Annotated in this window: 6 protein-coding genes and 1 pseudogene; 3 read left to right on the top strand and 4 right to left on the bottom strand. The window is 70.2% G+C overall.

Annotated elements, in window-relative coordinates:
- The 4 genes from ACWDEW_RS45905 to ACWDEW_RS45890 form a co-directional block, all read right to left on the bottom strand.
- Positions 1-1,269, bottom strand: coding sequence for a tellurite resistance/C4-dicarboxylate transporter family protein (locus ACWDEW_RS45905; RefSeq protein WP_450521877.1), 1,269 nt, complete (start codon positions 1,267-1,269; stop codon positions 1-3).
- Between the two features lie 90 nt (positions 1,270-1,359).
- Entirely contained in the window at positions 1,360-4,116 is a 2,757-nt protein-coding gene (locus ACWDEW_RS45900; protein WP_450521875.1) for a multifunctional oxoglutarate decarboxylase/oxoglutarate dehydrogenase thiamine pyrophosphate-binding subunit/dihydrolipoyllysine-residue succinyltransferase subunit, read from the bottom strand.
- A gap of 140 nt (positions 4,117-4,256) precedes the next feature.
- A complete protein-coding gene (mug, locus tag ACWDEW_RS45895; RefSeq protein ID WP_450521916.1) occupies positions 4,257-4,820 on the bottom strand; it encodes a G/U mismatch-specific DNA glycosylase in 564 nt (187 codons plus the stop codon).
- 122 nt (positions 4,821-4,942) lie between these two features.
- Positions 4,943-7,654, bottom strand: a complete 2,712-nt coding sequence (locus tag ACWDEW_RS45890; RefSeq protein WP_450521873.1) for a multifunctional oxoglutarate decarboxylase/oxoglutarate dehydrogenase thiamine pyrophosphate-binding subunit/dihydrolipoyllysine-residue succinyltransferase subunit — start codon at positions 7,652-7,654, stop codon at positions 4,943-4,945.
- Positions 7,655-8,132: 478 nt separating this feature from the next.
- Between ACWDEW_RS45890 and ACWDEW_RS45885 the strand changes: the two are divergent.
- The 3 genes and pseudogenes from ACWDEW_RS45885 to ACWDEW_RS45875 form a co-directional block, all read left to right on the top strand.
- Positions 8,133-8,826 (top strand): annotated as a pseudogene (locus ACWDEW_RS45885) (IS630 family transposase); the annotation flags it as partial.
- A 447-nt stretch (positions 8,827-9,273) separates the two neighbouring features.
- A complete protein-coding gene (locus tag ACWDEW_RS45880; RefSeq protein ID WP_450521871.1) occupies positions 9,274-11,295 on the top strand; it encodes a LodA/GoxA family CTQ-dependent oxidase in 2,022 nt (673 codons plus the stop codon).
- Entirely contained in the window at positions 11,292-12,539 is a 1,248-nt protein-coding gene (locus tag ACWDEW_RS45875) for an NAD(P)/FAD-dependent oxidoreductase (protein ID WP_450521869.1), read from the top strand. The genes ACWDEW_RS45880 and ACWDEW_RS45875 overlap by 4 nt, the downstream gene beginning before the upstream one ends.
- Positions 12,540-12,758 lie beyond the last annotated feature (219 nt).

The following is a 12,758-nucleotide window of genomic DNA, read 5'->3' as shown; positions in this document are numbered from 1 at the left end:
TCATGTGTCCGCTCGGACAGGCTGTTCCCGACCGGTTCGGGATCCCAGCTCGCCCGTCGGGCGGGGCCGGACCATGGCAGCCACCATCGCGGCGAACACGACCGCCCAGACCACCGCGGCCACCCAGCCCTCCCAGCGACCCGTGCTCGTCAGCCACGAGGTTCCGGTCGCGCGCCCCAACTCATGTGTGGTGACCGCGTACATACCGATCGGGAAGACGAGGTTCCACCAGCCGAGGTCGTAGCGCAGAGGGATGCGGCGCACGACGTGCCGCCACACGCCCAGGGCCAGCAGGAGCGGGATCAGCCAGCTGGAGAAGGCCCACAGGACGACGGCCACTCCGACGAGTAGCGGACGGGACAGCAGCGTCTCGTCCGGTGGCAGTGCCGTCAGCCGGACGGCGGCGAGCACGGCGATCGCAGCTGCTCCCATGAAGATCCACACCGAGGTCATGAGGCCTTCCGGGTGGATGGGCCGGGCGAGCAGTCTCGTCAGTACGATCGCCGCGGTCAGCAGATACTGGATGAGGCCGATGGCCCAGCACACCACGGCCAGTACGGCCAGGGCGTGGTTCGGGGCGGCCCGGGCCAGCGAGGCCGCCGCGACGGCCACCGACTCCGAACCCACCGCCCACAGGAACCAGGTGCCGTTGGCCTGGTCGGGCGAAGGGTTCCGCTTCAAGGTGGTGATGAGCGCGAGCGGCACCGCGTAGTCCAACACCAGCCATCCCAGGACTCCGAACGCCAGGAACGCCCCGGCCACCGCGGTGTGACCGTCCGGCACCAGACGCGCCGCCAGCACGTTGGCGGAGACGGCGAGGGTGAGCAGCACGAAGGCCCGCGGCCCGAGGAGGGTCGCCACGAAGCGTTGGCGCCGGCGCAGCATCCACCAGCCGTAGGCGGGCACCAGCACCGCGAAGCCCGCGAGAGCCACCCACAGAAGTACGACGGAGGCCGTGCCGGCGCCGTTGACGTAGAGGGCCGTGGAGACGATTCCGGTGCCCATGACGAAGGACAGCGACGCGGCGTTGAGGCGCGTCACCGCGGCGGAGAGGGCCGCGCGGTACCCGGACGGCGGGGGAGCGGGGTCGGCGGGCCCTGACGCGGGAGATGAGGGCTCAGAGCGCTGGGCAGCGTCGTCGCGGCTGGTACCGGCGAGCCAGTCGGCGGGGGCGGCGGCGTGACCGCGGTCGATGGCGTGTCCGTCCGCTTGGCCGTCCAAGGCGGAGGTCTGCTCACTGACCCCGTGGTTCCTGATCTGCTCACTCATGACACGTCCTCCGGCCGCTTGCGCCGTACGAGCAGTTTAGGGCGGCGCGTATGTCACGGCTTCCTGGCGAGTGGCTGTGCGGGCCGGTGCTCACTGGAACGCCGCCGCCACGACAGCCTTCTGTTCCCGGCCGTGCCGGCGGCTGGAGCCGACCGCGGGTGCGGTGGCCTCCGGCCGGCTGACGCAGTCCACGAGGCGTCCCGCCGTGCGGTACAGGCGCGGCGGGAGGAAGGACCACGGTCCCTGGTTCTCCGGTTCCTCCTGCACCCACCGCACGTCCGCCGTGGCCGGGAAGCGGGCGAGTTCCGCCGCGAGCTCCTCCTCGGGGAACGGGTAGAGGCGTTCGAGGCGGACGATCGCCGTGTCGGTCGTGCCGGTCGCGTTCCGGTGGGCGTCGAGGTCGTGGAAGACCTTGCCGCAGCACAGCAGGACGCGTGCGACCCTACCGGGATCCACGGTGTCGTCCGGCAGGACCGGGCGGAAGCCTCCCTCGGTGAAGTCGGTCAGGGCGGAGACGGCCGCATTCGACCGCAGCATCGACTTCGGGGTGAACACCACCAGCGGCCGCTTGCGAGGGGCCAACGCCTGCTGCCTGAGCAGGTGGAAGTAGGTGCCCGGCAGCGACGGCATGGCCACCGTCATGTTGTCCTGCGCGCACAGTTGCAGGAACCGTTCGACGCGCGCCGAGGAGTGGTCCGGTCCCTGGCCTTCCAGGCCGTGGGGCAGCAGGAGCGTCACACCGGATCGCCGGCCCCACTTCTGCTCGGACGACGCGATGTACTCGTCCACGACTGTCTGCGCGCCGTTGACGAAGTCCCCGAACTGGGCTTCCCACAGCACGAGCGCCTCGGGGCGGGCCGCGGCGTAGCCGTACTCGAAGGCCAGGGCGGCCAGTTCGGACAGCATGGAGTCGTACGGCGTGAAGGTCGCCGCCCCCGGACCGAGGGAACGCAGCGGGGTGTGTTCGGCGCCGGTGTGTCGGTCGGTCAGTACGGCGTGGCGCTGGCCGAAGGTGCCGCGCCGCGAGTCCTGTCCGGCCAGGCGCACGGGCACGCCTTGCAGCAGCAGCGAACCGATCGCCAGTGTCTCCGCGGTGGCCCAGTCGACGGTGCCGGAGTCGAGGCTCGCCGCGCGCCGCTTCAGCTGCGGCAGGACGCGCGGGTGCACGGCGAAGCCCTCCGGCAGCTCGCTCTGCGAGGCGATGACCCGCCGGGCGGTCGCTTCGTCGATCGCTGTGACCGGCGGGTGGGCTTCGGACCGGGGGGATTGCTGCACGGCGGCCGCGACATTCTTGGCGAAGGCCGGAGCGGGCAGTGACCGGCTCTCGGTGAAGGCCTGCTCCAGGTGTCCCTGGTAGTCGCGGCGGGCGCCTTCCGCCTGTTGTTCCCCGATGGCCTTCCGGGCCACGAGGGACTCGGCGTACAGGGTCCGCACCGACGGCTTGGCGTCGATGCGGTCGTACATCACCGGCTGGGTGATGGAGGGGTCGTCGACCTCGCTGTGGCCGTGGCGCCGGTAGCAGAGGAGGTCGATGACGACGTCCTTGTGGAAGGTCCGGCGGTAGTCGAAGGCCAGTCGTGCGACGCGGTCGACGGCCTCCGGGTCGTCTCCGTTGACGTGGAGGATCGGGGCCTCGACCATGCGGGCCACGTCGGTGGCGTAGGTGCCCGAACGGCCGCTGCGGGGCAGGGTGGTGAAGCCGACCTGGTTGTTGACGATCACATGCACGGTCCCGCCCGTGCCGTAGCCGGGCAGCTGCGACATGTTCAGGGTCTCGGCGACGACGCCCTGCCCCGCGAACGCGGCGTCGCCGTGCAGGACGACCGGTAGCACGGTCCCGGGCCCATCGTCACCGGCGAGGTCCTGCTTGGCACGCACCACTCCCTGCGCAACCGGCCCCACGATCTCCAGATGCGAGGGGTTCGCCACGACCGAGACGGCGATCGAACCTCCGGGCAGCGCACGGTAGGTGCCCTGAGCGCCGAGGTGGTACTTCACGTCCCCCGAACGGTGCACGGATGCCTTGTCCACGGCGTCCTCGAACTCGCCGAAGATCTGCGCGTACGACTTGCCGACGATGTTGGCCAGGACGTTCAGCCGGCCGCGGTGCGCCATCCCGATGACGGTTTCCGTGAGGCCGGCCTCGATGGCGCGGTGCAACAGGGCGTCGAGCAGCACGATGGCCGACTCGCCGCCTTCCAGCGAATAGCGCTTGTGGCCCACGTACTTGGTCTGCAGGAACGACTCGAAGGCCTCGGCGGCTCCCAACCGGTAGAGGAATTGCAGCTGTTGGGCACGGTCTGGCGGGCGCTGCGGGGCCTCGACGCGCTGCTGGATCCAGCGGCGCTCGCGGAAGTCCTGGAGGTGCATGTACTCGAAGCCGGTGGTGCCGCAGTAGAACTCCCTTACGGCGCCCAGTACTTCGTCGAGCGTCATCGTGGTGCGTCCGGCGAAACCGTCCACGACGACGGTCGCCGACCGATCGGTGTCGAGCAGTCCGAATGCCGCGAGGTCGAGTTCCGGGTGCGGGGCTGCGGGCTGCGGCCCGAGCGGATTCGTGGCGGCCATCAGGTGGCCGCGCACGCGGTACGCGTGGATGAGCGCGGCGATCCGCACGGCCGTGAGGGGTGCCGGGTCGGCGGCGGGCGGTGGCACCACGGCCGCGGGCGAGGTCAGGGAGGCCGAGAAGGTCACTGCGGCCGGGCCGCCGAAGAAGTTCCTCCACGTCTCGTCCACCGAGCCCGGGTCGTGCAGATAGCGCTGCCGCTGTTCGTCCACCACCCATTCGTTGAGTCCGAAGTCCAGGCCGTGAATCACTGTTCGAGCGGTGTCCGATTGCGACGCCATGGCGCGAACGCCTTCTTCCTTGTGCGATGCCTTACGATCCCGGCGCGGTCAGGCAGACCTGCGTGACCACGTCGCGCCGCCGAGGCTAGGACGCACGGAGGGGCGGGGCGGAGGGCCGCTCGTGCCAGATGTGCCTCACATCAGGACATCGGCCGGAAGACGGCCTGCTGATCGAACGGGCCGTCGCCGATCAGGCCCGAGCGGTCGGGGAGCCCGGTGGCGACCCGGAGCTTGGCGAACTCCACGGCGAGCGCCGACGGCGGGTAGTGCGCGTTGAGGCCGCTGGGGTTCGGCAGGACCCACACGTGTGCTCCGCCGATGGTCGCCTCCTGCGCGCCCACGCCCGCGTCGACGGCTCCGAAGGCCGCGCGATACCCGGTGACGCCCAGGAACGCGAGCCATGCGGGACTCAGGGCCTCCATGCGCCGGACGAGGTCCTCACCTCCCCGGAGGTACTCGGCGGGCGTGAGTTCCGCCGCCCGGGCCGTGGGCCTTCGGACGATGCTCGTGATGCCCAGGCCCAGGCCCAGCAGGTCGCGTTCCTGCTCGGGCCGGAACTGGTGCGGTGTGAAACCCGAGCGGTGGAGGGCGGGCCACATCCTGTTGCCCGGCGTCGAGAAGCTGTGGCCCCGACGTGCCGACGCCAGCCCTGGATTGATGCCTACGAAGACGACGTCCAGCTGCTCGCCGACGACGTCGTCCAGCGTCGGGTACGTATCGCTGTTGATGGTTGCTCCACGGGGCGTCGAAACGGTGCGTCGGTCGAAACAGTGCGTCAGGACAGTGAGCCGGGGGAGGAGAGAAGTCGCGCCCGGCAGGCGGCAGTTCAGCGGAAGGCGGCTGCCACCAGGCCCCGCTGCTCCTCGGCGTGCCGGTGGGCGGAGCCCACGGCCGGGGCAGATGCCGCCGGCCGGCTGACGCTCGCGACGGGCCGGCCCGCCAGTCGTTGCAGGTACGGGGCCACGAACAGCCAGGGGCCCTGGTTCTCCGCCTCCTCCTGCACCCACCGCACCTCGGCGTCGGCGGGGAACCTGGCCAGCTCCTTGGCGAGTTCCCGCTCCGGGAACGGGTAGAGGCGCTCCACACGGACGATCGCCGTGCCGGTCGCCTCCTGGGCACGCCGGTACGCGTCGAGGTCGTAGAAGATCTTGCCCGAGCAGACCAGGACGCGCCTGATCCGGCCGGCATCGGCCGTCTCCTGCGGCAGGACCGCCCGGAAGCCCTGCGTGGTGAGGTCCGCTGCCGTGGAGGTGGCCGCCTTCAGGCGCAGCATCGACTTCGGGGTGAAGACGACCAGGGGCCTCCTGCTCTCCCGCGTACCGAGTGCCTGCTGGCGGAGCAGGTGGAAGTAGTTGGCGGGCGTGGACGGCATGGCGACGCTCATGTTCCCCTGCGCGCACAGCTGCAGGAACCGTTCGATCCGGGCCGACGAGTGGTCCGGGCCCTGCCCCTCCAGACCGTGCGGCAGCAGCAGCGTGACCCCGCAGCGCTGACCCCACTTCTGCTCGGACGACGCGATGTACTCGTCGATGACGGTCTGGGCCTCGTCCGCGAAGTCGCCGAACTGGGCCTCCCACAGCACCAGTGCGTCGGGCCGTGCGAGGGAGTAGCCGTACTCGAAGCCGAGGGCCGCCAGTTCGGACAGGGAGGAGTCGTAGGGCGTGAAGTGGGCTTGCGCGCCGAGGGAATTGAGCGGTGTGTGCTCGATGCCGGTGTGCCGGTCGGTGAGTACGGCGTGCCGTTGCCCGAACGCGCCGCGACGGGAGTCCTGCCCCGTCAGCCGGACCGGGACCCCCTCCAGGAGCAGGGAGCCGAAGGCGAGGGTTTCCGCGGCGGCCCAGTCGATGGTTCCGCTGTCGAGTGCCGTGGCGCGCCTGTTGAGCTGCGGCAGCACACGGGGGTGCACGGTGAAGCCGGGTGGCAGCCCGGTCTGGGAGGCCATGACGCGGCGGGCCACTGCCTCCGGGATCGTGGTGGCGACCTCGGAGGTGCCCGCCGCGCCGGTAACGTCGGTGTCCGGTACGGCAGTTGGGTCGGCCTGGGTGTGCGTCTCGGCGAAGGCACGGTCCAGGCGTCCGCGGAAGTCCTGCAGTGCGCCCTCCACTTGGCGTGCGCTCACGTTTCCCCGCAGGAGCAGCGCATCCGCGTACAGCGCGCGCACGGACGGCCGGGCGTCGATGCGGTCGTACATCGCCGGCTGCGTGATGGAGGGGTCGTCGACCTCGCTGTGGCCGTGACGCCGGTAGCAGACGAGGTCGATGACGACGTCCTTGTGGAAAGTGTGGCGATAGTCGAACGCCAGCCGTGCGGCGCGTACCACGGCCTCGGGGTCGTCCCCGTTCACGTGGAAGACCGGCGCCTCGATGCTGCGCGCCACATCAGTGGCGTAGACGCTGGAGCGGCCGTGGGTGGGCGTGGTCGTGAAGCCGAGCTGGTTGTTGATGACGATGTGAACCGTTCCGCCGGTGTGGTAGCCGGGCAGCAACGACATGTTGAGTGTCTCGCCTACCACGCCCTGACCGGCGAAGGCGGCGTCGCCGTGGACCAGGACGGGAAGTACGGCGTCGGTGCCGTCGCCGTCCGCGAGCACGTCCTGCTTGGCGCGGACCACGCCCTGGGCTACCGGCCCGACGACCTCCAGATGGGAGGGGTTCGCGACGACGGAGACGTCGATGGTGCTCCCGTTGAGGGCCCGGTAGGTGCCCTCGGCGCCGAGGTGGTACTTCACGTCGCCGGACCCCTGGACGGACTCGACTTCCGCCGTGTCCTCGAACTCGTGGAAGATCTCGGCGTACGACTTCCCGACGATGTTGGCCAGGACGTTGAGCCGGCCGCGGTGCGCCATGCCGATCACGGCTTCCCGCATCGCGTGGCGGATGCAGCGGTGCAGCAGGACGTCCAGCAGCACGATCGCCGACTCGCCGCCCTCGAGCGAATAGCGCTTCTGGCCCACATACTTGGTGTGCAGGAACCTCTCGAAGGCTTCCGCGGCGCCCAGCCGGTACAGGATCTGCAGCTGTTCGGCGCGGTCCGTCCGCGGGATCGGGCTCTCTATCCGCTCCTGCACCCAGCATCGTTCGTCGGAGCTCTGGATGTGCATGTACTGGACGCCGATGGTCGCGCAGTAGGCCTCTCTCAACGCGCGCAGGACCTCGTCGAGCGTCATGGTGGCCCGCCCGGCGAAGCCGTCGACGACGTAGGTCCGCGGCAGGTCCTCCGCGCCGAGCCTGAACGCGGTGATGTCGAGTTCGGGAGGCGTGGCCTGCTGCCCTGCCGCCAGCGGATCAGTGTCGGCCATCAGGTGTCCGCGCACGCGGTAGGCGTGGATGAGGGCCGCGACGCGGACGGCCTTGACCGCGGCCTGCTCTGCACCGTCGCTTGTGGTGGTCGCGCCGTCACGGGACGCTTCGCCGGTCTCGGGCTCGGAGGAGAAGAGGTTCCGCCATGCCGCGTCGACGGAGTTCGGATCCTCCAGATAGCGCTCGTGCTGCTCGTCCACGACCCATTCGTTGGGGCCGAACGCCAAGTTGTTTATCACCGTTTGTCCGGTGCGGGATCGCGATGCCACTGTGTGGATCGCCTTCTTTCCTCATCGCAGGCCAATGGCCGACGCAGCTGGCCCGCGCGATGGGCGGGGCGAGCGCCGCGTCACTCCATCCACGGTATGCCGGTGTCTTCGATGAGGCAGCGCGCGGATGTGCCAGGACGGCGACACATCCGGACGAGCCGGTTACCGGTATGACGGTCGCGCGCACGGAACGTGCACAACAGCCTGCTGCTTTCTCGTGGCCGTCCTGCGTGTGCCCACCGCCGCGGTCGTCAGGACCGAACGGCCTGGTCGATGAGTCGTTGTAGGCAGAGGCCGCGTGCCGCGTCGAGTTCCGTCGGACGGTTGGTGAGCACGGAGGTGGCGAAGGCCCGGCGCAGGATCGGCTGGTGTCCTGCGCCAGTAGTTGATCGTTAGTAGTTGTGTGACTTCTGCTGCTGGTGCGTCAGTTCCTCGTCGGGGCCCGAAGCTGGAACCGTTGCTGCTGTCTGATGACGAGCGGGCGGTGTTGGAACGGTGGACGCGTCGGCCGTCGTCGGCCCAGGCGCTGGCCCTGCGCGCGGATCGTGCTGGCGTGCGCGGGCCCGGAGATCCCGCCGATCGTCCCGGTCGCCCGCGAGTTGCGGGTGGCCGCCGACACCGTCCGCAAGTGGCGGCGCCGGTTCCTGGCGGAGCGGTTGGACGGCCTGGTCGACGAGCCCCGGCCGGGCCGACCGCCCACGATCGGCGTTGACCAGGTGGAGTCAGTCGTGGTCACGACGCTGGAGAGGATCCCGAAGAACGCCACCCACTGGTCACGCAAGTCGATGGCGGAACACAGCGGGCTGTCGAAGTCCACCGTCGGCCGGATCTGGCGGAAGTTCCAGCTCAAGCCGCATCTGACGGACACCTTCAAGCTGTCGACAGACCCGTTGTTCGTGGAGAAGGTCTACGACGTCGTCGGTTTGTACTTCAACCCGCCCGAGGGTGCGGTGGTTCTCTCGGTGGACGAGAAGTCCCAGATCCAGGCGCTCGACCGGTCCCAGCCGGTGCTGCCGACAATGCCCGGCATGCCCGAGCGGCGCACCCACGACTACGTCCGCAACGGACTGACCACCTTGTTCGCCGCATTCGACGTCGCCACCGGCGAGGCCATCAGTGCCCTGCACCGCCGCCACAGGTCCGCCATCGCCGTTCATGGAGCCTGGCCGCCCACACCCTGACACCCGCCCCTTCCCGGACGTCGCCGACCGCGGGCCGCCAGCACCGCGTGCTCACCATCCTCGCCGCCGAGCCTGGCACGGCCGCGAACTGGCACGCATGCTGGGCATCACCAACCTGAACAGCTTCTGCGTTCGACTGTCCCAATGGTCAAGCGAGGGCATCATCCGCAAGACGGGGCGCGCTCTCTACACCCTCGCAGGCCATGCCTCTATGCCCTTGACCAGCGCGGACACCGCTTAACTACGCGGCATTGCCTGCGGACCACACGGACCCCGGCCCTGTGACGGACTGGCGCCGGGTAGGACCCTGACCCGAACCCCGCCCTCGGAACGCGAGCTCGGCCTGCGCCCTCTTCATGTGCGACCACATACCTTCGACCGGTTGAATCCACAACGGAGGGTTCTTTGATGGACAGTCACATCGTGCAGGTGAAGATCCACCCCGCCATCGGTGTCGCCCGGGTCGGCAACAGCGCAGAGGCACCCTTCATCGGCCCGGAATCACCGGACCAGAAACCAGCGGACGCCGGCTCCTACAAGGACGCTTCCGGGGCGATACGGAGGCAGGCCGCACGATTCCGTGTGTACGGCTACAACGCCGCCGGGGAGGTCGTACGGGAACTGAAGCCGGGCAGCGAGGGTGTCACCGAGATCCAGTGGACGGTGCATCTGGCCAACAAGAAGGCCGCCTGGTATCAGTTCCATCTGGCGCTGGACATCCCCGAGGGCAAGACGCTCACGGCAGAGCAATACGGCCGACGCAACGCCGACGTCGTGGGCGCCGACAGGAAGAAGCTGGTCAACGATCCCGGCAGCCGCACCGTTCGCGGCTCGAAGACCGAGACGCAGAAGTTCGACACCGGCAAGGTCATGGACAAGGCGGTGTACCTCGGCGAGATCTCCACCCGTTCCGACGGCCGCCTGGTGGTGCTCGGCGGCCGGGGAAACTCCGCCTCCTGCAAGAACAAGCCGATCACCGGGGTCACCAACAACGACACCTGGTACGACGACGTGTCCGACGGCCCGGTGACAGCGAAGGTCACAATCGACGGCCAGGATCTGACCGCCGTCCCGGCCTGGGTCGTGGTGGGACCTCCGCACTACGCCCCCGGCGTGAAGTCCGTCCGTACCGTCTACGACCTGCTCTTCGACGTATTCGTCCAGGCCGGTTCGCTGACCCGCCCGCAGCAGATCTCGTTCGCCGACCACATCGAGCCGATATTCCGCAGGTTCTGCGATCTGCAGTGGGTCAACCACGGTTTCGCGACCCAGTTCGGCTGGAACGGCCCCAACTTCTTCCTCTCCCCGACGATGCGCAAGAGGCTCGCCGATCCGTCCAACCGAACCCGGGAACTGCGCCGCCAGGTGTATGCCTCCTTGCGTGACTACGACCGTGACGGAAAGTCCCCGCTGCCGTGGCCGTGGCTCTACGGCGACGCCATGGCCAGCAAGCCCAAGTCCGTGCTTCAGCACCTGGCGCTGTCGCCGACCCAGGACTGGATGCTGCAGCGTTGGGCGGACGGGGCGTTCGTGGCCGGACCCTTGCAGCAGCCGCGCCCCACGGTCGACGACGCCCCGGCCGCCGAGCAGCCGGGGCTGCTGGACCGGGCGGCCCTGGAGGGCTGCGCCGCCGACGCGTTCCACCCGGGGATCGAGGTCACCTGGCCGATCAGGCACGCGAGCATGTTCAGCGCCCCCTTCCGCATCCGGCACCGCGCCCCCGCCACCGCGGAACCCGACTACGGGCCCACCCTGCTTCCGGACGAGGCGGTCTCCGCCACTGGCCCCCTCCAGGCACAGGGCCCCGGAGACCTCACCCGCTGGATGGCCGCCCCCTGGCAGGCGGACACCGCGAGCTGCCGCTCCGGCTACGAGGTGCTGGCCAACCTGGGGCCCCGGTACAGCCCGTACCTGCCGACCTTCTGGCCTGCCCAGGTACCCAACCATGTGCTCAAGCTGGAGGACTTCGAGAAGGTCAACACGCCGTCGGCCGGGAGCGACGACAGCGCCCGGGAGGAGGCGTTCGAGCGGCGGGCGACCTGGCTGCGCGGACTCACCGGCACCATGAACGAGCAGCGCACCCAGATGATCAAGGACTGGTTCAAACTCGGCGTCGTCGAGGTGCGCGACTACACCGTGGGCGACGGGAAGTTCCCCGAACGGATCCTGGTGGAGTCGCGCCCGGCACAACCACTCGCTCAGGCACCGGACAGGGCGAACCTCGTCAACGTGCAGGTGCCCGAGGTGGGTCCGCACGTGTTGGCCGCGGCGGCAGGCCGCTCGCCCGAGGGAATGCTCGCCCCCGAAGCCGTCGAGGCCGAGTCGGCGGCACGGGCGGTCGGCGAAGCGGCCAGGGCGACCGGCTACCGCGAGGAGGAGATCACCGCCGGATACCTCGAGAAACTCGACCCCTTCCGCGACGCGCGGTGAGCGCCGCCCTCGCTCTCGGCGCGGACACCTACGACGTCGTGGTGGCGGGCGGCGGCCCGGCCGGCTGCGCCGCCGCGCTCATGCTTGCCCGGGCGGGCCGTACGGTCCTGCTGGCGGACGCCGGCACCGGGCCGCCCAAGGTCGGCGAGACGCTCGTACCCGCCGGGCGGGTCCTGCTCGGCGACCTCGGCATAGCCGACCGCGTTCTCGACTCCGGACACCTGCCCTGCTACGGCAGTCTTTCGGCGTGGGGTTCGGCCGACCTGCACACCGTCGACTTCATCAACGACCCGCACGGCCATGGCTGGCACCTCGACCGACGGCTGTTCGACCAGCGACTGCGCGACGCCTCCCGCGCGGCGGGGGCGGAGGTCGCCGAGGGCACGGCCGTACGCGAAACGCTGCGGACGCCGGACAGCGGCTGGACCTTGGTCCTGCGCGGCGGCACGGGCCCTGCCGGTAGCGGGTCGGGGGGCGGGGGCAGGTCCGATACCGGGCCGGGGTCCGGGACCGAGGCCGGTTCCGGGGGCGGGTCCGCAGGCGGAGGCGGGTCCGCGTCCGGTGGCGAGCGTACGGTGCGCTGCCGCTGGGTGATCGACGCCACCGGCCGCGCCGCCGCGATAGCGGTCCGGTGCGGGGCCCGGCGGAGGGTCCGGGACCGGCTCACAGCCCTGTACGTGCCCCTGGAAGCGGACCCGCTGGACACCGACCGCCGCTCCCTCGTCGAGTCCGACGAGGACGGCTGGTGGTACACCGCCCCGCAGCCCTCCGGCGGGCGCCTGGTCGCCTACTTCACCGACACCGACCTGCCGGCCGCGACCCACGCCGCACGCCACTTCCACCGACGGATGTCGGCTACCCGCCACGTGTCCCGATGGGTCCACCGGGACGGACCCCCGCCCACGTCACAGTCCGCGCCCCGCCGGGCCGCCGCGCACACGGCGCACCTGGACCGGGTGTACGGAGACGGCTGGACCGCCGCCGGTGACGCGGCGGTCGCCTTCGACCCGCTCTCCTCCCAGGGCGTGCTGACCGCCCTCTACACCGGGCTGAGCGCGGGCCTGGCCGTCGACGCCCGCCTGAGTGGCGTTCCTGACGGCGCGGACTCGTCCCTCGGCGCCTACGCGGACCAGGTCGCGGCCGCACGGAGCGCATATCTGCGCGGCCACCGTGTCATCCACGCCCAAGAGGCCCGCTGGACCGACCGCTCCTTCTGGGCGCGGCGCCTGGCCGACGTGCCCTGACAGCCTCGGCCGGTGCGACCTGGACTGCTCAGGCGCACCGGCCTGATCTTGACTCTGTCGGGTTGTGTCCTGAACACGAAGAGGAGCTTTATGTAGGAGAGCTTCGCGATGTGATGCTGTGCGGAAGATGAAGGTGTTTGGCCCTTCGGATTCGCCCTGCGGGGGGAGGCTTCAAACCGCGTGTGTCACGAACGCAGAGGGGAGTTCAGGTAGGAGGAG

It is taken from the genome of Streptomyces sp. NPDC001100, assembly GCF_053598575.1.
Note: the sequence above shows the minus strand (reverse complement) of the source record. Positions and strands in the feature narration are given on the sequence as shown.